The organism is Cupriavidus sp. MP-37, assembly GCF_020618415.1.
Lineage (GTDB): Bacteria > Pseudomonadota > Gammaproteobacteria > Burkholderiales > Burkholderiaceae > Cupriavidus.
Genome location: NZ_CP085344.1, coordinates 2189113 through 2209654, shown reverse-complemented (window position 1 = coordinate 2209654; position 20542 = coordinate 2189113). Strand labels below are relative to the sequence as shown.

The 20542-nt window shown below is 69.1% G+C and carries 15 protein-coding genes; 6 read left to right on the top strand and 9 right to left on the bottom strand.

The features are described 5' to 3' along the window. Positions 1-5: 5 nt before the first annotated feature. The 9 genes from LIN44_RS10260 to LIN44_RS10220 form a co-directional block, all read right to left on the bottom strand. A complete protein-coding gene (locus LIN44_RS10260; protein WP_227314373.1) occupies positions 6-2786 on the bottom strand; it encodes an Hsp70 family protein in 2781 nt (926 codons plus the stop codon). A gap of 16 nt (positions 2787-2802) precedes the next feature. After that, the gene (locus LIN44_RS10255) at positions 2803-4650 is read right to left on the bottom strand and encodes an Hsp70 family protein (protein WP_227311990.1); all 1848 of its coding nucleotides are present in this window, start codon (positions 4648-4650) and stop codon (positions 2803-2805) included. Then, a complete protein-coding gene (locus LIN44_RS10250; protein WP_227311989.1) occupies positions 4647-5237 on the bottom strand; it encodes a DUF2760 domain-containing protein in 591 nt (196 codons plus the stop codon). Before LIN44_RS10250 ends, LIN44_RS10255 begins: the two co-directional genes overlap by 4 nt. A gap of 37 nt (positions 5238-5274) precedes the next feature. Continuing rightward, a complete protein-coding gene (gene rpoD / locus LIN44_RS10245; protein WP_227311988.1) occupies positions 5275-7248 on the bottom strand; it encodes an RNA polymerase sigma factor RpoD in 1974 nt (657 codons plus the stop codon). Between the two features lie 329 nt (positions 7249-7577). Then, positions 7578-8036, bottom strand: coding sequence for an Lrp/AsnC family transcriptional regulator (locus LIN44_RS10240; protein ID WP_227311987.1), 459 nt, complete (start codon positions 8034-8036; stop codon positions 7578-7580). 56 nt (positions 8037-8092) lie between these two features. Continuing rightward, positions 8093-8656: a cysteine dioxygenase family protein gene (locus LIN44_RS10235; protein WP_227311986.1), complete on the bottom strand. Its 564-nt coding sequence runs from the start codon at positions 8654-8656 to the stop codon at positions 8093-8095. A 201-nt stretch (positions 8657-8857) separates the two neighbouring features. After that, positions 8858-9622, bottom strand: coding sequence for a cell envelope integrity protein TolA (gene tolA, locus LIN44_RS10230; protein ID WP_227311985.1), 765 nt, complete (start codon positions 9620-9622; stop codon positions 8858-8860). Between the two features lie 121 nt (positions 9623-9743). After that, positions 9744-10112 (bottom strand): VOC family protein, encoded by a 369-nt coding sequence (locus tag LIN44_RS10225; RefSeq protein ID WP_227311984.1) that lies wholly within the window; start codon positions 10110-10112, stop codon positions 9744-9746. A 76-nt stretch (positions 10113-10188) separates the two neighbouring features. Next, positions 10189-10884 (bottom strand): TetR/AcrR family transcriptional regulator, encoded by a 696-nt coding sequence (locus LIN44_RS10220; protein ID WP_227311982.1) that lies wholly within the window; start codon positions 10882-10884, stop codon positions 10189-10191. Positions 10885-11260: 376 nt separating this feature from the next. Here LIN44_RS10220 and LIN44_RS10215 point away from each other — a divergent pair, with 376 nt between their 5' ends. From LIN44_RS10215 to LIN44_RS10190, 6 genes are all read left to right on the top strand, one after another. Continuing rightward, on the top strand, positions 11261-12985 hold the full coding sequence (locus LIN44_RS10215) for an AMP-binding protein (protein WP_227311980.1): 1725 nt from the start codon (positions 11261-11263) through the stop codon (positions 12983-12985). Between the two features lie 42 nt (positions 12986-13027). Beyond that, positions 13028-14635: a carboxyl transferase domain-containing protein gene (locus LIN44_RS10210; protein ID WP_227311978.1), complete on the top strand. Its 1608-nt coding sequence runs from the start codon at positions 13028-13030 to the stop codon at positions 14633-14635. A gap of 31 nt (positions 14636-14666) precedes the next feature. Further along, positions 14667-16694 (top strand): acetyl/propionyl/methylcrotonyl-CoA carboxylase subunit alpha, encoded by a 2028-nt coding sequence (locus LIN44_RS10205; RefSeq protein WP_227311976.1) that lies wholly within the window; start codon positions 14667-14669, stop codon positions 16692-16694. 65 nt (positions 16695-16759) lie between these two features. After that, positions 16760-17365, top strand: coding sequence for a glutathione S-transferase family protein (locus LIN44_RS10200; RefSeq protein WP_227311975.1), 606 nt, complete (start codon positions 16760-16762; stop codon positions 17363-17365). Between the two features lie 178 nt (positions 17366-17543). Next, the gene (locus tag LIN44_RS10195) at positions 17544-18041 is read left to right on the top strand and encodes a VOC family protein (protein ID WP_227311974.1); all 498 of its coding nucleotides are present in this window, start codon (positions 17544-17546) and stop codon (positions 18039-18041) included. Between the two features lie 73 nt (positions 18042-18114). Further along, a complete protein-coding gene (locus tag LIN44_RS10190; protein ID WP_227311973.1) occupies positions 18115-20478 on the top strand; it encodes a DNA polymerase II in 2364 nt (787 codons plus the stop codon). Positions 20479-20542 lie beyond the last annotated feature (64 nt).

The window sequence follows — 20542 nt, the reverse complement described above, 5'->3', positions numbered from 1 at the left end:
CCGGGCTATCCCGCGATCAGCTTGAGGCCCGCCGGCAGCGCCTCGCCGAACACCCGTCCTTCGTCCGCGGCATCGAGCGCCACCACCTCGCGCACCATGGCGATCCAGCCTGGCGGCGCGTTGGCGGCTTCCAGCCGGCGCACCACGTTCGCGCGCATCTGGTCCGGCAGGTCGCGGGTGCGGTCGCCGGTCATGCGCGCGATCTGCACCGCGGCGAACGCGGCCGGCTCGACCTTTTTCCAGTCGAGCGCGAGGATGGCATCCAGCCATTTGCCGGCGGTGTCGGCCGGCACCACGCTGTGCGCGCTGCCGTAGAACGGCATGCGCGCGCCGATGCGGCCCACCGCCCACCAGCCCTGGTTGTTCTCGGACGGCTTGCGCAGCCGGGTCAGCAGCCACTCGGCCAGTTCGGTCTTGGCATCGACGGGCAGGCGCTCGAGCGAGCCGGCCAGCCGCACCATGTCGGCATAGCCGCCACGGGTGGGCCCGGCCGGCTTCTTGAAGTGCGCGCTGCCCGGCGGCTGCAGGTAGAAGGCCATGTCTTCCAGCAGGCGCAGCTGCGCGCTTTCGTCCAGCCCGCCGGCGGCGCGCCGCCACAGCGTCCACCATTCCGACCAGTTCTGGCTTTCGTTGACGTACTGGATGCCCTGGTCGTACTGCGACCAGAGCTGCGCGACGCGCCATTCGTCGAGCGGATAGCCGAAGCCGGGACGCACGCAATAGCCGGCCAGGTTTAGCCACAGGCGCTCATGGTCGGCCGTGCGGCGGCGGCGCCGGGCGCGCTCCCACAAGGCGCCGAACAGCTCGCGCAGCAGCGCGCTGTGCCATTGCTCGCGCGCGCCCAGGATCTGCTCCAGCTGCGCACGCAGGCGCTTGACCTCCTTCGGCCCGACCTCCTGCGAGCGCGCGCCGAAGGTGCGGTCGATCAGCTCCAGCGCCTGCGGCAGCGACGGGTGAGCCGTCGGCGCCGGGGGCGCCGCCGCGGCGTCGTTGCCGCGCAACTGGAACTCCAGGCGCCAGCGCTGCGCGGCATCCTCGATGTTGATGCAGTGGACTTCGAGCGTACCGACCTCGGTCAGCGCGGTGGTGATCTGCACCGGCGTTTCGCGCGGGCCGCCGGCGCCGCGCGTGGGCACCACGGTAGCGATCGGCGGCAGGCGCACGAAGTCGCCGCCGGACAGGTCGGTCAGCGCGCCGGGCTGGTAGGGCGTCTCGGCCACCGACGAAACCAGGTGGAACTGCACCGGATGGCCGAGCCGCAAGGCGAAGGTGCGGTCGCTCAGATGGATTTCGTGGCCTTCCTCGGTGCCGCGCGGCAGCAGGCAGATCCCTTGCTGGCCCGCGGCGCCATCGTCGAGCACCAGGAAATAGCTGCGCGCCGAGCCGCCGCCGATGCGCGGCGCCTCGCCCGCGCGTGCGCGCGCGTACGCGACCGCGCCGCGGGCCACGGCAATGTCGGGATCGGCGTTGTGCAGCACCTGCAGCGGCGCGCCGCGCCAGTCGCCCAGCGTCTCGGCGATGCGCCCGGCCAGTGCCTGCGCGCGGAACACGCCGCCGTTGAGCAGCAGCGTGTCGGGCACCGGCAGCGCCTCGTCCGGCGCGTCCTCCATCCCGAGCGCGGCGCGCGCTTGTGCGGCATGCTGGCCCAGGAAGGCGGCGACGTGGCGGGTCACGGCGGGGTCGGCGGCATAGGGCAAGCCAAACTCGACGATGGCGCCGTGCGCGCGCCGTGGCCGATCGCTGGCCGGCACCCTGGGGAAGAAGCCGTCGACCACCAGCTGTTCGACTTCCTGCCGCGTCACCTGCACCGAGCGCGCGCCACCAACCAGCCGGGAGCCCGCGCCCAGCAGCGTCACGTTGACGGCATCGGGCGCGTCCGCGCCCAACAGTTGCTCCTTGGCGGCGCGGCAGCGCGCCACCAGCTGCGACAGGCTGGCGGCCGACAGGCGGGGCTGCGCCGGCGCGCCGCCGCCCAAGCGCGCTTCGACCTGATGCGCCAGCCCCAGGTCCATGTTGTCGCCGCCGAGCATCAGGTGGTTGCCCACGCCAATGCGTGTCAGCTGCGGCTGACCGTCCTGCATCGCCACGCGGATCAGCGTGAGGTCGGTGGTGCCGCCGCCGACGTCGCAGATCAGCACCAGGCGGGTTTGCGCGAGGTCCTGGTCCAGCGTGTGGCGATGGTGGAACAGCCAGTCGTAGAGCGCGGCCTGCGGCTCTTCCAGCAGCCGCAGCGCCGGCAGGCCCGCGAGGCGCGCGGCTTCCAGCGTCAGCGCGCGCGCGCCCTCGTCGAACGAGGCCGGCACGGTGAGCACCACGTCCTGCTGTTCGAGCGGCGCGTCGGGGAAGCGGTGGTTCCAGGCGGCGCAGACGTAGCCGAGGTAGCTCGCACTGGCGACCACCGGCGAAATCTTGTCGAGATCCTCCTCGCCGCCCCACGGCAGGATCGGCGCGGTGCGGTCGACCGAGGCATGCGACAGCCAGCTCTTGGCGCTGGCCACCAGCCGGCCCGGCACCTGCGCGCCCAGCGTCGCCGCCAGGCGCCCGAACACGGTGCGGCGCGCGGCGGCGCTGGCGGCCGATTGCCACGGCAACTGCAGGTCATCGCCCTTGAGCTCGCCCGGCGCCGCGTGGTAGCGCACCGAGGGCAGCAGCGGGCGGGCCGCGACCTCGCCGGGGGCAACCAGCTGGTCGATGTCGAACACGCGGATCTCGTCGGCGCCGGCCCGGGCGTAGGCCACCACCGTGTTGCTGGTGCCAAGGTCGATGCCGACGATGTACTGCTTCATCGCCGCCGCCGCGGGATCAGGCATCGGCGTTGCCGCGCACGTCGAATTGCACCTTCCAGCGTTCGCCGCTGCCGCGCGGCACGGCTTCGAGCTCGAGCGTGCCGGCCTCGGTCACGCGCGCATGCAGCCTGACCGGCACCACTTCGCCGGCGGTGCGGCCTTCGGCCGGCAGCGTCGCCTCGATGGCTTCCAGTTCCTGCAGTTCCTCCGGCCCCCAGTAGTCGAGCAGGGTGCCGACCTGGTCCTGGCGCCGCACCGACGAGCCGAAGAAGCGGAAGTGCACCGGTTCGCCGACCACCAGGCCGAACTCCTGCGGCGGCAGCTCGGCCTCGGTGCCTTCTTCCATGCCGAACGGGGCCACGCACAGCGCCTGGATCGGCGGCTCGAAGCCGGGCACGGCAGGCATCGACGATTCCACCGCGACGTAGTAGGCGCGCGCGGTGCCGCCGCGGATGCGCACGCCCTTGCCGCGCCGCACATAGCCGTAGTAGGCGGCGCCGCGCGCCACCGCGAGGTCCAGCTCGGCGCCGTCGAGCAGGCGCGCCGGCGCCGCGCCCTCGGCGGCGAGCCAGCCGTTGAGGGTCTGCAGGATGCGCTCGACCAGCAGGCCCGACTTGAACACGCCGCCATTGAACAGCACCGCGGTGGGGCGCAGGAAGCTGGCGCCTTCCGGCTGCGTGGCCGGCAGGCCTTCGATCTCGGCCAGCGCGCCCGCTTGACGGCCCAGGAACGCCGCCAGATGGCGCGTGATGGCGGCGTCCTGCGCATAGGGCAGGCCCAGCTGCGTCAGGCCGGCGCGGGCCCGGCTGACCGGGCGGGCCGAGGCGTCGACCTGCGGGAAGAACCCTTCGAGGATGGTCTGGGTCAGTTCGGCGCGGGTCAGCTCGGTGCGCAGCGAGCCGCCGATCAGCTTGGCGCCGCGGCTGGGCACGACCAGCGGCACGCTGTCGGTGGCGGGGTCGGTCAGCAGCGTTTCCTTGGCGGCGCGGCAGGCGTAGGTCAGCGCGCGCAGCTGCCACGGATCGGCCTGCGAGCCCTGCGCGGCCAGCTTGCGCGCCACCATGTGCGCCAGCGCCAGGTCCATGTTGTCGCCGCCCAGCAGGATGTGGTCGCCGACCGCGATGCGATGCAGTTCCAGGTTGCCGTCGCGCTCGATCACGGCGATCAGCGACAGGTCGGTGGTGCCGCCGCCAACGTCCACCACCAGGATGATGTCGCCCACCTTGACCTGCTTGCGCCATTGCCCGGCGCTCTTCTGGATCCAGCTGTAGAGCGCGGCCTGCGGCTCCTCGAGCAGGGTCATGCGGGCATAGCCGGCCGCCGCGGCGGCTTCGGCGGTAAGCTCGCGCGCGGCAGGATCGAACGAGGCGGGGATCGTCACGGTGATGTCCTGCTCGCCGAACGGCGCCTCGGGATGGGCCTGGTCCCAGGCTTCGCGCAGGTGCGTCAGGTAGCGTACCGAGGCCTCCAGCGGCGACACGCGCGGCACCTCCGGCGGCGCGTCGGCGGGCAGGATCGCCGCGCTGCGGTCGACGCCGGCATGGCACAGCCAGCTCTTGGCGCTCGACACCAGCCGGATCGGCGTGCCCGCGCCGCGGCTGCGCGCCATCTCGCCGACGGCGAAGTCGCGCGCCGCGCTCCACGGCAGGTTCAGGTCGCCGGGTGCCAGTTCGCTGGGGTGCGGCAGGTACAGGAACGAGGGCAGCAGGTCGAGGTCCTCGACCGCGCCGGGCGCGGTCAGCTGCGTGATCGGCAGCACGCGCTGGCTGGTCTTCTCGCCATCGCTGGCGGCCAGGTCGACATAGGAGACCGCGCTGTGGGTCGTGCCCAGGTCGATGCCGATGGCATAGCGTGCCTCGCTCATAGCTCCACCTCGGCGGGGGCGATCACGCTGGCGTCATGGCGCTCGGCCAGGCGCGGCAGGCGCACTTCCTCGACCTTCCAGCCGCGATGGCTGAGGGCGCCATGGAACGGCGCGCTGCCGACCACGTTGCCGGTCAGGCGGATTGCGCCGGCGTCGAAGCCGTCGGCCAGCGTCACGCGGCTGCCCTCGGCTTCCTCGCGCACCGGGCGGATGGTGAAATGCTCGCGCAGCACCGCGCGGCAGCCATCGTGCACCAGGCGCGCGGCGGCGCCGATCTCGGCATCGGCATAGCGCGCGATGTCTTCCTCGACGAAGTCGACGAAGCGGGCGTCGCGCTGGAGCAGGGCGAGCAACTGGAGCGCGGCCACGGGGCTGGCTTCCTTCAGTGCCGGCGCAGGTTCTGCAACTGGCGCGGCAACCGGCGCGGCAGCCGGCGCCGGAGCAGGCACCGGGGCCGCCGGTACAGCGGCTTCGCCCGTGCGCAGGCGCTTGATGCCGGCGGCCAGCTCGCGGTCGCCCAGGATGGCGAAGAACGTTCCCATGGCAAGCGAGAGCCGGCCAAAGAAAGAGAGGTTCGGGTCAGGCATGGATAACACTCCTCTGTGCGCGGAGGCGGCTGGCCGCTCAGGCGTCGCGCAGATAGGTGATCAACTGGTCCGCGCGGCTGGGATGCCGCAGCTTCTTCATCGCCTTGCTTTCGATCTGGCGGATCCGCTCACGCGTGACATCGAACTGCTTGCCGACTTCCTCCAGCGTGTAGTCGGTCGACATGTCGATACCGAAACGCATGCGCAGCACCTTGGCTTCGCGCGGCGAAAGCTCGTCGAGCATCTCGCGCACCACCGCGCGCAGGCCGGCCTGCAGGGCGGCGTCGGCGGGGGTGGCGGTGTCGGAGTCGGCGATCATGTCGCCCAGGCTGGTGTCGCCGTCCTCGCCCACCGGGGTTTCCATCGACACCGGCTCCTTGGCGATCTTCATGATCGAGCGGACCTTGTCCTCGGTCATGTCCAGGCGCTCGGCCAGCACCGCCGGATCGGGTTCCTTGCCGGTCTGCTGCATGATCTCGCGCGACAGGCGGTTGAGCTTGTTGATCTGCTCGATCATGTGCACCGGCACGCGGATGGTGCGGGCCTGGTCGGCGATGGCGCGCGTCACGGCCTGGCGTACCCACCAGGTGGCGTAGGTCGAGAATTTCCAGCCGCGGCGGTATTCGAACTTGTCGACCGCCTTCATCAGGCCGATGTTGCCTTCCTGGATCAGGTCCAGGAACTGCATGCCGCGGTTGGTGTATTTCTTGGCGATCGAGATCACCAGGCGCAGGTTGGCCTGCGTCATCTCGTGCTTGGCCTGGCGCATCTGGCGCTCGGCGGCCAGCATCTTGCGGTTGACGGTCTTCAGCTCAGGCAGCGACAGCGCGGCGCGGGCCTGGATGTCGATCAGCTTCTGCTGATGGGCTTCCAGGTCCGGCAGCGCGCGCGCCACCGCGGCGCTGTAGGGGCGCGCTTCGGCGGCCAGGCCCTGGCCCCAGGCGAGGTTGGTTTCATTGCCGGGGAAGCGCGCGACCACGTCCTCGCGCTCCATGCCGCAGCGCTCGACCAGCAGCTGGACCACCTGGCGCTCGATCGCGCGCACCTCGTCGACCATGCCCTGGACGTTGGCGCACAGGCGCTCGATGGTGCGGGCGGTAAAGCGGATCGTGCGCAGCTCCTCGCGCACCGCGTCGCGTGCGGCAGCGAAGGCGGGCGCGGCGGTGCGGCCGGCTTCGCTTTCGGCGCGCATGCGCTCGAACTGCTCGGCGACGCGCGCGAAGCGCTTCATGCACTCTTCGCGCAGCCGGGCCAGGTCGGCCTCGGCGCTTTGCTGGCCGCTGCCTTCATCGGCGGCGTCGTCGGCGTCTTCGTCGACCTTGTCGGCCTCGTCGGCGCTGTCGAGGGGGCTGTCGTCGGCGTCATCCGCGGCGGCGGCGGCCGGTTCGGCGATGGTCTCGTCGCTCAGGCCGTCGACCACGTCGTCGATGCCGATCTCGTTGGCGGCCACCTTCTCCGACAGCTCGAGGATCGTGGCAACGGTGAACGGGCACGCCGAGATCGCGTGGACCATGTTGTTGAGGCCGTCCTCGATGCGCTTGGCGATCTCGACTTCCTGCTTGCGCGTCAGCAGCGTGGCCGAGCTCATTTCGCGCATGTACATGCGCACCGGGTCGGTGGTGCGGCCGAATTCGGAATCGACGGTGGCCAGCGCGACCTCGGCTTCCTCTTCGGCCTGCTCGTCGGAGGCCACCACCGGGCCGTCGCTCAGCAGCAGGGTCTCGGCATCCGGGGTCTGCTCGTAGATCTTCACGCCCATCTCGGCGAAGGTGCCGACGATGCTTTCCATCGCGGCCGTATCCGTGAAGTTCTCCGGCAGGTGGTCGCTGATATCCGCGTGGGTCAGGTAGCCGCGCTGCCTGCCCAGCTGGATCAGCGCGCGCAGCTGCTGGCTGCGCGCGGCGGCCTCGGCCGTCGGATCAGTGTGTGCCGCGGCCGGGCTGGCCTGGCCGGTGTCCTTGACTGCTGCTGCTCGTGTTTTGGCTGCCGTTCGTTGTGCGCCACTTGTCATTGACTGCTGTTTCCTTCGTGCATCGCGTTTCGACGGCAGTGCGCACGAGGGCGCGCGTGATTCCAACCTGCTGTCAAGGCTCGCGTGGGGTTCGGCGGGGGCGGGGCGGATAACCGTCCGCCGCGGCCGTTTGAATAGGGGCCGCATATTCTACAGCCATTGCTGCGTCGCAGCAGGTTCCGGGGCCGGAATGCGTCGCCGCAAGTCTGCCGGAACGCGGGGTATTTGCAACAGGATGCGTCAAAAAGCGCGGCGAACGCCGCTGAAATGGCGGAAATTGCCAGCGGCGGCGGGGTCAGCGGCGTCGGCCGATCCGCGCAAGTGCGGCCTCAGGCATAGTCCAGCGGCAGCGCGGTGGTGTACTTGATCTGTTCCATCGCGAAGCTGGAGCTGACATCGGCGAGTTCCGCACCCTGGATCAGCTTCTTGTAGACGCGGTCGTAGGCGGCGATATCGGGCACCACCACGCGCAGCAGGTAGTCGGTGTCGCCCGCCATGCGATAGAACTCGGTCACTTCCGGGATCGACGCCACCAGTCCGTGGAACTGCTTGAGCCATTTCACGTTGTGCTGGCTGGTGCGGACCGAGACGAAGACGGTGACGCCGGCATTGAGCTTGGCGGCGTCGAGCAGCGCCACGCGCTTGCGGATCAGGCCGGCTTCTTCCAGCTTCTGGATGCGGCGCCAGCACGGCGTCGAGCTCAGGCCGACGCGCTCGCCGATCTCCGCCACCGGCAAGGTGGCGTCTTCCTGCAGCAGGGCGAGGATCTGTTTGTCGTAGCGGTCCATGGCGCGTGGCGGTCAGTTGAGGATGGCGCGCCCGCACCCGGTGCGCCGCGCGGCGGCTAGGCGTCGGCCGGCACCAGCAGGTTCACGCCGGTCGCAATGTGGTCGCGGCTGACCCCGTAGAGATGCAGGGAAACCGCGATCTCGTCGCTGGTGTTGCCGAGCGCGTGGATGTGCTGCAGGCCGCCCGGCACGCTGAAGGTATCGCCGGCGCTGCGCGTAACGGTGTTGGCATGGTGCGCCTGCTGTCTGGCGGGATCCCACCGGTAGTGCTGCTCGGTCAGCGTGCCGCGCAGCACGCGGTAGGCGCACCAGGTGCGGTGGCCATGCACCGGGCTGGCCTGGCCCGGACGCCAGACCAGCACCATGGCCGAGAAGCGTTCCAGCGGATCGCCGTAGACCAGGTGCCGGGTATAGGTGTCGGCCGCGCCCAGCAACGCGCCCGGCGGCAACGCGGCCAGCAGCGTTTCGGTATCGGGCAGGTGCTGCGCGATGTGGCTGGCAACCAGGCGCGCGCTGTTGCTGAAGATGTCGGCAAGGTCGAGCGCGAGCCGGTCGAGCGGGGCGCTGGCCGGCCGGGTGGCGGCAAGAGGGGAGGCGGTAATGGGAGAGGCGGTCGTCATGGCGGGCTTTGTCGGCTTGTTCTTGTCTATTCATGATAGGGACCGGCGATAGCACAGGCATGCGATTTGTCCTTCCAGGAAGGCTGGAATTGTAATCCTATTCCGATAAAGCGTGTCTTATTGGAATTTGGTTCTATCGGCTCGCCGTTGGTGCGATAACGCGCGCTACGGGATGCGGGCGCGGCCCGGGGCGGCGAGGGCCTAGCCGCCCTCGTCCTTGGGCCAGAAGGTGATCAGGATGTTGGATGGCGCCACGCCGTTGCTGTCGCGCGGCAGCGGGTCCGAGCGCTGCACCGCGCGCAGCACCGCGTTGTCCCAGCCGGCATTGCCGCTGGATTTGGCCAGCCGCGTCGACAGCAGCGAGCCGTCGGGCGCCATGTGCACCGCGACCACCGCGGCCGGGTTGCCGGCGACGTCCTCGTTGAAGATGATGTTGGGCTTGACCCGCTGGCGCACGCGCTCGGCATAGCCCGACGACGGTTTGGCCGAGGATCCCGTGCCCGCCCCGGTATTGGCCGCGGCGCCGGCACCGCCGGCCTGCGCGCGCAAGCGGGCCAGTTGGGCCTGGCGCTCGGCATTGCTGGCCTGGCGCTGGGCTTCCTGGGCCTGGCGTTGCGCCTCCTTGCGCGCCGCTTCGGCACGGGCCTGGCTTTCGCGCTGCCGCGCCTGCTCGGCCTCGCGCTCGGCCTGCCTGGCCTTGCGCTGCTTTTCCTGCAGTGCGATATCGGCGTCCTCTTCCTCGACGGGCGGCGGCGTCGGCGCCGGCTTGACGACGGGCTCGGGCACGGTGGCTTCGGGGACGGGCTCCCACAGTTCCGCCGCGACGCCGGTGGGCACGGCGTTGCGCCAGCGCACGCCGTAGTACAGCAGGGCCCCCAGCAGCAAGTGCATGAGCAGGGCCAGCAGGAAGCAGGTCAGCGTGCGCCGCTCGCGCACGGGCTGGTAGGGAGAGGCGGCGGTCTGCATGGTCCTTCGATGCGGCGAAAACCAGGCCCTTTCATTCTAAGAGGCGCAACCGCATCAACCAAGTGCAGCACGGCGCCACTTGGCGGTGTCTCGCCAACGGCACGCCAAAGCCGCGTCGGCTTCAGCCCTTGGTGAAGATCTCGAGAAAGTGCTTGCTGGGATCCTCGAAATAGATGCGCCGGCCGCCGTCGTCGGTATTGACCTCGCCGGGGCGGCGCCGGTAGGGGTCGGCCCAGTACGTGAGCCGGTGCGCGCGGACGCGGGCAAAACCGTGGTCGAACTCGGCGTCGCTGACCAGGAAGGCATAGTGCTGCATGGCGATATCGCCTTGCGCGTCCATGAAGTCGAGGGTGACGCCGTTGTCGAGCGCTACGCCGAGGAAGGGCCCGAACGGCTCGGCCGGCGGGCGGCCCAGGACCTCGCACAGGAAGTCCGCGGAGACCCGCTTGTCGCGAGAGAAGACGATGGTGTGGTTGAGCTGGACGGCCATGTCGCAATCTCCGTGCTGGGGGATGAACGCCTCCTCCAGCGTACAAGGAATTTGCGCGCGCCGCCCGGCGCGCCGGTCAGGCGTCGCCCAGCTTGCGCAGCGCCGCGCCGACTTCGCCGTGGAAGGCCCGCAGCGCCTCCAGCTCGATATTCGCCGGCTGCAGCGCGGGCCACAGCAAGGCCACCATGTCGGCGGCGGTCTTGTCGATATCGACCTCGCGCTCGCGCGCGATGGCATCCCACAGGATATGCTCCATCGGCCCCAGGATGGCGGAGCGCAACAGGCTCAGCGGCAGGTCGGCGCGGATCTCGCCATGCTCGCGGCCGCGCGCCAGCAGCTCCATCAGCGGCGCCGTATAGCGGCGCTGCAGCGGCACGAACTCCTGTCCCAGTTCCGGTCCCTTGGCCCGTCCTTCCGACAGCACCAGCGCGCACAGCCCGGTGCCCTGGATCAGGAACAGGCGCAGGTGCGTCTTCACGTAGAACGCCAGCTGCGCCCGGGTGCTCTGGTCGCGCGGCATGCCGCGCTCGACCGCGTCGATGATTTCGTCGTACCAGTCCTCGATGACCCGCACGCACAGCTTGCGCTTGCTTTGGAAGTACGTGAACACCGTGGCCTCGGACACGCCCAGGCGCTGGGCGATCTCGGTGGTGGTGGTTTTCTCGTAGCCCAGTTCGGCGAACACCTCGCGGCTGACGCGCAGGATGTCGCGGATGCGTTGTTCCGCCCTGGCGCCGGACGGGATCCGGCGAGCGGCGGCGTTGTCTTCCATGATGTCGTATCCCGGCGAGTGAAGGGCGGCAAGTAAGGCGCGGCAAGTGAAGCGCGAAACGACCGGCCGTGCCCCGGTGTGGGGGAGCGGAACCTGCGGCAGCGCGCACCTGGCGGTTGCCGCGCGATGCCGTCACATCGTACTCCATTTTGGCCGGAAGTTGAGTAAGCCTCAAATTAATGTTGAATTTTCCCGCCGGCCCGTATACCTTTTCGTCATCCTGATGTGACGAGAGCGGAAGTCGGAAGATTATCCGCCAGCACCAACAGCAGCTTCACGGGGTTAACCCTGAATTCTGGGTGGATCACCCCGGCGATATTCGTGACCTTGAGTTATGCTCAACTCAAGTCGAAACCGACGCGCTTTGGAGACAACGATGACGATGCAGGGAGAGCCGCTTCCCACCATTCTGCCGATCGGCGGGCTGTCGCATGTCCGTGGCGACACCAGCATAGCGCTGTCCGAGCAGACCGTGCCGGCGCTGCTGGCGCAGACCGTGGCAGCGTTCCCCGAACGCGAGGCCGTGGTCTTCCGCGAGCAGGGCGTGCGCTGGAACTGGCGGGAGTTTGCCGACGCCATCGATACGCTGGCAGCCGGGCTGCATGCGCTGGGCCTGGCCCGGGGCGACCGCGTCGGCATCTGGGCGCCGAACCGTGTGGAGTGGCTGGTGACGCAGTTCGCCACCGCGCGGCTGGGCCTGGTGCTGGTCAACATCAATCCGGCCTACCGGCTGGCGGAGCTGGAGTACGCGCTCAACAAGGTCGGCGTCAAGGCCATCGTCGCCGCCGAAGCCTTCAAGACCTCGCGCTACCTCGAGATGCTGCAGGCGCTGGCACCGGAGCTGGCCACCAGCGCGCCGGGCGCGCTGCAGGCCGCGCGGCTGCCGTCGCTGCGCTGGGTGATCCGCATGGGCGAGGGCGAGACGCCCGGCATGATCCGCTATGCGGAGGTGCTGGCGCGCGGCGCCGGCGTGGCGCGCGCGGAACTCGACCGCATCACGGCGCAGCTCGACCGCCACGATGCGATCAACGTGCAGTTCACCAGCGGCACCACCGGCGCGCCCAAGGGCGCCACGCTGACGCATCGCAATATCGTCAACAACGCGCGCTTCATCGCCATGGCGATGCGCTTCTCCGAGCACGACAAGCTCTGCATTCCGGTGCCGTTCTACCATTGCTTCGGCATGGTGCTGTCGGTGCTGGCGTGCGTGTCGACCGGCGCGGCGATGGTGTTCCCGGGCGAGGCCTTCGATCCCGAGGCCACCATGCGCGCGGTCAGCGAAGAGCGCTGCACCGCGCTGCACGGCGTGCCGACCATGTTCATCGCGCAGCTGGACCACCCGCGCTTCGCCAACTACGACTTCTCCTCGCTGCGCACCGGCATCATGGCCGGCTCGCCGTGCCCGATCGAGACCATGAAGCGCGTGGTGGCACAGATGCATATGTCCGAGGTGACCATCGCCTATGGCATGACCGAGACCAGTCCGGTGTCGTTCCAGAGCAGCACCACCGATCCGCTCGACAAGCGCACCACCACCGTAGGCCGGGTCCAGCCGCATCTGGAAGTCAAGATCGTCGATGCCAGCGGCGCCACCGTGCCGGTGGGCGAGAAGGGCGAGCTGTGCACGCGCGGCTATTCGGTGATGCTGGGCTACTGGGACGACGAGGCCCGCACCGCCGAAGCCATCCGCGACGGCTGGATGCACACCGGCGACCTTGCCACCCTCGACGCAGAGGGCTACTGCAATATCGTCGGCCGCGTCAAGGACATGCTGATCCGCGGCGGCGAGAACATCTACCCGCGCGAGATCGAGGAGTTCCTGTTCCGCCATCCCAAGGTGCAGGCGGTGCAGGTGTTCGGCGTGCCCGATCCGAAGTACGGCGAGGAGGTGTGCGCGTGGATCGTGCTCAAGCCGGGCGAGAGCGCCACCGAAGACGAGATCCGCGCGTTCTGCCGCGACCAGATCGCGCACTACAAGATCCCGCGCTACATCCGCTTTGTCGACGAGATGCCCCTGACCGTGACCGGCAAGGTGCAGAAATTCGTGATGCGCGACCAGATGGTGCGTGAACTGAAGATCGATGAATCCAGGACGGCCTGAGCGACAGGCCGCTTACTACCAATCACCCTGCCCGAGGCCCCTATGGCGGTAATTGAAAGCAAGCTGAACGCCCGTTCCGAGTCGTTCAGGACCAATGCACAGGCAATGCAGGCCCTGGTTGCCGACCTGCAGCAAAAGATCGCGAAGCTGGCCGAAGGCGGCGGCGAGGCCGCGCGCGACAAGCACCTGGCGCGCGGCAAGCTGTTGCCGCGCGAGCGCGTGCAGCAGCTGCTCGATCCCGGCACGCCGTTCCTGGAGCTGTCGCAGCTGGCCGCGTACGACATGTACGACAATGCCGCGCCCGGCGCCGGCATCATCACCGGCATCGGCCGCGTGGCCGGGCAGGAATGCGTGATCGTGTGCAACGACGCCACCGTGAAGGGCGGCACGTATTACCCGATGACGGTCAAGAAGCATGTGCGCGCGCAGGAGATCGCCGAGGAGAACCACCTGCCGTGCATCTACCTGGTCGATTCCGGCGGCGCCAACCTGCCCAACCAGGACGAGGTCTTTCCCGACCGCGACCACTTCGGCCGCATCTTCTACAACCAGGCCAACCTGTCCAAGCGCGGCATCCCGCAGATCGCGGTGGTGATGGGCTCGTGCACCGCGGGCGGTGCCTACGTGCCGGCGATGAGCGACGAATCGATCATCGTCAAGAACCAGGGCACCATCTTCCTGGGCGGCCCGCCGCTGGTGAAGGCCGCCACCGGCGAGGAAGTCAGCGCCGAAGACCTGGGCGGCGCCGACGTGCATACGCGCCTGTCCGGCGTGGCCGACTACTTTGCGCAGAACGACCACCACGCGCTCAGCCTGGCGCGCAATATCGTGCAGCACCTGAACCGCCGCAAGCCGGACCAGATCCGGCTGCACGCGCCGGTCGAGCCGCTGTATCCGGTGGAAGAGCTGTACGGCGTGATCCCGACCGATACGCGCAAGCCGTACGACGTGCGCGAGGTGATCGCGCGGCTGGTCGACGGCTCCGAGTTCGACGAGTTCAAGGCCCGCTACGGCACCACGCTGGTGTGCGGCTTCGCGCGCATCTGGGGCTACCCGGTGGGCATCGTCGCCAACAACGGCATCCTGTTCTCGGAGTCGGCGCTCAAGGGCGCGCACTTCATCGAGCTGTGCTGCCAGCGCAAGATCCCGCTGGTGTTCCTGCAGAACATCACCGGCTTCATGGTCGGGCGCAAGTACGAGAACGAAGGCATCGCGCGCAACGGCGCCAAGATGGTGACCGCGGTGGCGACCGCGCAGGTACCCAAGTTCACGGTGATCATCGGCGGCTCGTTCGGCGCGGGCAACTACGGCATGTGCGGGCGCGCGTATTCGCCGCGCTTCTTGTGGATGTGGCCGAACGCGCGCATCTCCGTGATGGGCGGCGAGCAGGCCGCGAGCGTGCTGGCGACGGTGCGCCGCGATGGCATCGAAGCCAAGGGCGGGCAGTGGAGCGCGCAGGAGGAAGACGCGTTCAAGCAGCCGATCCGCGACCAGTACGAGCACCAGGGCCATCCGTACTACGCCAGCGCGCGGCTGTGGGACGACGGCGTGATCGATCCCGCGCAGACGCGCACGGTGCTGGGGCTGGGCTTGTCGGCCAGCCTGAACGCGCCGATCGACGAGATGAAGTTCGGCGTGTTCCGCATGTAATCGTGGCATGTCACAACGACTAGGAAGCTCAATGTTCAACAAGATCCTGATCGCCAACCGCGGTGAAATCGCCTGCCGCGTGGCCGCCACCTGCCGCCGGCTGGGCATCCGCACCGTCGCGGTGTATTCCGATGCCGACGCCGAGGCGCGCCACGTCGCCTTCTGCGACGAGGCCGTGCATATCGGCGGCGCCGCCGCGCGCGACAGCTACCTGCGCGCCGACCACATCATCGAGATGGCGAAGGAGACCGGCGCCCAGGCGATCCACCCGGGCTACGGCTTCCTGTCCGAGAACGAGGCCTTTGCCGAGGCCTGCGCCGCGGCCGGGCTGGTCTTCATCGGCCCGCCGGCATCCGCCATCCACGCGATGGGCAGCAAGAGCGCGGCCAAGCAGCTGATGGAAAAGGCCGCGGTGCCGCTGGTGCCGGGCTACCACGGCGAGGACCAGGATCCGGCGCTGCTGCGGCGCGAGGCCGACCGCATCGGCTATCCGGTGCTGCTCAAGGCCAGCGCCGGCGGCGGCGGCAAGGGCATGCGCGTGGTCGAGTCCGGCGATGGCTTCGACGCCGCGCTGGCGTCGGTCAAGCGCGAGGCGTCGGCCAGCTTCGGCGACGACAAGGTGCTGGTCGAGAAGTACCTGACGCGCCCGCGCCATATCGAGATCCAGGTGTTCGCCGACACCCACGGCAACTGCGTCTACCTGTTCGAGCGCGACTGCTCGGTGCAGCGCCGGCACCAGAAGGTGCTGGAGGAAGCGCCGGCGCCGGGCATGACGGCAGAACGCCGCCGCGCCATGGGCGAGGCAGCCGTCGCCGCCGCCAAGGCCGTAGGCTATGTCGGCGCCGGCACGGTCGAGTTCATCGCCAACCAGGACGGCTCGTTCTACTTCATGGAGATGAACACGCGCCTGCAGGTCGAGCATCCGGTGACCGAGATGATCACCGGGCAGGACCTGGTCGAATGGCAGCTGCGCGTCGCCGCCGGTGAGCCGCTGCCGCTGGCGCAAGACCAATTGCGCATCGACGGCCATGCGCTGGAGGCGCGCATCTACGCCGAGAACCCCGACAAGCAGTTCCTGCCGTCCACCGGCACGCTGCGCTTCCTGCGCACGCCGCCGGCGGTGCAGTTCATGCGCGGCGACGGGGTTGACGCAAACTCGCATGGCCCGGCCGGGGTGCGCATCGACGCCGGCGTGCGCGAGGGCGACACCATCAGCCCGTTCTACGACCCGATGATCGCCAAGCTGATCGTCTGGGGCAAGGACCGCGACGAGGCGTTGGCGCGCATGCGCCAGGCGCTGGCGGCGTACCACGTGGTGGGGCTGTCGACCAACGTGGCCTTCCTGCAGCGGCTGGTGAAGTCGGAAGCGTTCCGCACCGCCGACCTCGACACCGGGCTGATCGAGCGCAACGAGGCGGTCCTGTTCCCGCCGCCGGCGCCGGTCGGCATGGAACTGATTGCGCTGGCGGTGGCGGCGCTGCTGGATCGCGAACACCAGCAGCGCCGCATCGACGCCGCCGACCAGCATTCGCCGTGGACCCATGCCGGCGCGTGGCGGCTGAATGGCGGCGTATCGCGCACGCTGCGTTTCGGCTTCGGCGAGCAGGTGCTCGACGTGACGCTGAACAGCAACGAACGCGGCAGCACGCTGATCTATGCCGACCAGGCCGCGCCCTTCGCCTTTACCTGCCAGGCGGACGATATCCGCATCGACCTCGGCACCCGGCGCACGCACGGACAGGTGCATCGGGATGGCGACGAGTTCCACGTCTTCCATGGCGGCCGCCACGCCACGCTGGCCTGGCTCGATCCGCTGGCGCATGCCGGCGAGGCCGAAGGCGAGGGCGGCAAGCTGACCGCGCCGATGCCGGGCAAGGTCATCGCCGTGATGGTCGAGGCCGGCAGCTCGGTCACGCGCGGTGCGCCGCTGCTGGTGATGGAAGCGATGAAGATGGAGCACACCATCTGCGCGCCCGCCGACGGGGTGGTCAGCGAGGTGCTGTACGGCATCGGCGAGCAGGTTTCCGAGGGAGCGCAATTGCTCGCGTTCAGCGCCTGACCGCGCACGGTCGGTGCTATCCTGCTGCCTCCAATCCACAGGGCCGAGGCGCCAGGAGGAACGCTATGACCATGACGCTTTACTACAACCCGCAGAGCCGCGCGTCGGTGGCGCGCTGGATGCTCGAGGAGGTTGGCGCCGACTACGCGTTGCAGCACATCGATATCGCCAAGGCGGAAAGCCGTTCGCCGGCTTTCCTCGCGATCAATCCGATGGGCAAGATTCCTACGCTGGTGCTGGACGACGGCACCGTGCTGACCGAGAACGGCGCCATCATCGCCTGGCTCGCCGATGCCTATCCGCAAGCCGGGCTGATGCCGCCGGCGGGCTCGTCCGCGCGCGGCACGGTGCTGCGGTGGCTGTTCTTCTGCGGCAGCTGCTTCGAGCCCGCGCTGACCGACCGCATGATGCGCGCCGCGTCGCCGCTGCCCAAGCAGACGGTAGGCTGGGGCGACTATGACGAAGTCATCGACGCGATCGAGAAAGCGCTGTCTCCCGGCCCCTTCGTGCTCGGCGATAGCTTCAGCGCCGCCGACGTCTATCTCGGCGCGTCGCTGGCGTGGGCAGGGCAGTTCGGTGCGCCGCGCGTTGGCGAAAGCCGCTGCATCCAGGACTACGTCAAGCGCGTTACCGCCCGTGACGCGTTCGTGCGCGCGGCCCAGGGCCAGTGAATCCGCGCGCCGGCGGAAGCTGCATGCCAGCGGGCCTCCGCTCGATGTGATGCCGCCATGGCCTGCATTGCCGCGCGGAGTGTGAGACATTGGAGTCCCGGCCGGCGGCGCCGGTCGCAATGGCGCGCTGGCCCACCCGGCGCCGGATCCCGGCGCCGTGTCTTCAAGGAGACGCAACATGCCTAGCAAGAACACGATCTGCCTGTGGTACGACCGCGATGCGCTGGACGCCGCAAACTTCTATGCCAAGACCTTTCCCGACAGCTCGGTCGGCGCGGTAATGCGCGCCCCGGGCGATTATCCGGACGGGAAAGAGGGCGATGTGCTGACGGTCGAGTTCACCGTTGCCGGCATCCCGTGTGTCGGCTTGAACGGCGGGCCGCACTTCAAGCACAGCGAGGCGTTCTCGTTCCAGATCGCCACCGACGACCAGGCCGAGACCGACCGGTTGTGGGACGCCATTGTCAGCAACGGCGGCCAGGAAAGCGAATGCGGCTGGTGCAAGGACCGCTGGGGCCTGTCATGGCAGATCACGCCGCGCGCATTGCTCGCCGCGATCACCGACCCGGACCGCGCCGCGGCCAAGCGCGCGTTCGACGCGATGATGACGATGCGCAAGATCGACATCGCCACGATCGAGGCGGCAAGGCGCGGCGGCAACGCGGCGCCGGGCTGATGCAGCGGGTGCGCGGCGCAAGCGCGTCCCGCATCCGCCCGCATCGACGCATTTCCCTTCCTGATCCTGCAACGTGGCACTCCAGCAAGGCTTCATCCTGACCCGGCACTGGCGCGATACGCCAGGCGGAACCGAAGTCGAATTCTGGCTGGCGACGGATGACGGGCCGCGACGTCTGCGGCTGGCGCCGCAGACGTCGGTTGCCTTTGTGCCGCAGGTGCAGCGGGAGCGTGCCGAGGCGCTGCTGTGCCGGGAACGCGAGGTCGAATTGCGCCCGCTGGGGCTGCGCGATTTCCAGCGCAGGCCGGTGCTGGGCCTGTACTGCGCCCAGCACCGGCAACTGATCCAGCTCGCCAGGTCGCTGCGCGATGCCGGCGTGGACGTGTATGAAGCCGATATCCGTCCGCCGGAGCGCTACCTGATGGAGCGCTTCATCACCGCGCCGGTGTGGTTCGACGGCGAGCCGGATGCCGCCGGCGTGCTGCGCAACGCCCAGATGAAGCCGTCGGCCGACTACCGGCCCGCGCTGCGCCTGGTGTCGCTCGATCTCGAAACCAGCGCGGCGGGCGAACTCTATTCGATTGCGCTCGAAGGTTGCGGCCAGCGCCAGGTCTACGTGCTCGGGCCGGCCCCGCAGGCGCCCGCTGACGTCGATTTCTCCCTTGCCTACTGCGCGACGCGGCCCGAAATGCTGCACCGGCTCAACCAGTGGCTGGCCGACCACGATCCCGATGCGATCATTGGCTGGAACCTGGTGCAGTTCGACCTGCGCGTGTTGCAGGAGCAGGCGCGCCAGTTCCAGGTGCCGCTGCGGCTGGGGCGGGGCGGCGCCGAGATGGAATGGCGCGAGCACAACGCGCAGCAGCATTTCTTTGCCAGCGCGCCCGGGCGCCTGATCATCGACGGCATCGAGGCGCTGCGCTCCGCCACCTGGAGCTTTCCGTCGTTCAGCCTCGAAGCGGTGGCGCAGGCGCTGCTCGGCGAGGGCAAGGCGATCGACAATCCGTACGACCGCATGGACGCCATCGACCGCATGTTCGCCCATGACAAGCCGGCCCTGGCGCGCTACAACCTGCGCGACTGCGAACTGGTGACGCGGATCTTCGAGAAGACCGAGCTGCTGCCGTTCCTGCTCGAGCGCGCCACGGTCACCGGCCTGCCGGCCGACCGCAGCGGCGGGTCGGTGGCAGCCTTCACGCATCTCTACATGCCGCTGATGCACCGCCAGGGCTTTGTCGCGCCCAACTTGGGCGAGAAGGCGCCCGAGGCCAGCCCCGGTGGCTTCGTCATGGACTCGCGGCCGGGGCTGTATGAGTCCGTGCTGGTGCTGGACTACAAGAGCCTGTACCCGTCGATCATTCGCACCTTCCTGATCGATCCGGTCGGCCTGGTCGAAGGGCTGGCGCATCCGGACGATGCCGATGCGGTGCCGGGCTTCCGCGGGGCGCGCTTTTCGCGAACCAGACACTGCCTGCCGGCCATCGTGGCACGGGTGTGGCAGGGCCGCGATGCCGCCAAGCGCGATGGCAACAAGCCGCTGGCGCAGGCGCTCAAGATCATCATGAACGCGTTCTACGGCGTCCTCGGCTCCAGCGGCTGCCGCTTCTTCGATGCACGGCTGGCGTCGTCGATCACCATGCGCGGGCACGAGATCATGCGGCAGACGCGGGCGCTGATCGAGGCCCGCGGCTACGAGGTGATCTACGGCGACACCGACTCCACCTTCGTCTGGCTGCGCCGTGCCCGCACGGAAGCCGACGCCACCCAGATCGGCCGCAGCCTGGTCGCCTACGTCAACGACTGGTGGCGCGATCACCTGTGGCAAGCCTACGGGCTGGAAAGCGCGCTCGAGCTGCAGTTCGAGACCCACTTCCGGCGCTTCCTGATGCCGACGATCCGCGGCGCCGACCTGGGCAGCAAGAAGCGCTATGCCGGGCAGGTGGAGCGGGCGGACGGCAAGCGCGAGATGGTGTTCAAGGGGCTGGAGACGGTGCGCACCGACTGGTCGCCGCTGGCGCAGCGCTTCCAGCAGACCCTCTATGAAAAGGTCTTCAACCGCGAACCGTATGCCGACTATGTGCGCGACATCGTGCGCCGCACGCTGGCCGGCGAGCTGGACGAGGAACTGGTCTACCGTAAGCGCCTGCGGCGCCGGCTCGAGGAATATCAGCGCAACGTGCCGCCGCATGTGCGCGCCGCGCGCATTGCCGACGACTATAACGAGCGCCACGGCAGGCCGCGCCAGTACCAGCACGGCGGCTGGATCAGCTATGTGATGACCGTCGCCGGTCCGGAACCGCTGGAAGCGCGCTCGGCGCCGATCGACTATGCCCATTATGTGACCCGGCAACTGCAACCGATTGCCGACGCGATCCTGCCGTTTCTGGACGATGAATTCGAGACGCTGTTGTCGGGGCAGATGGCGCTGTTTCCGTAAGTGCGGCAGCCGACTCTTTCCTTGTTGTCGAGAAAAGTGCTTGCCAGGCCGACGCCGAAGGTAT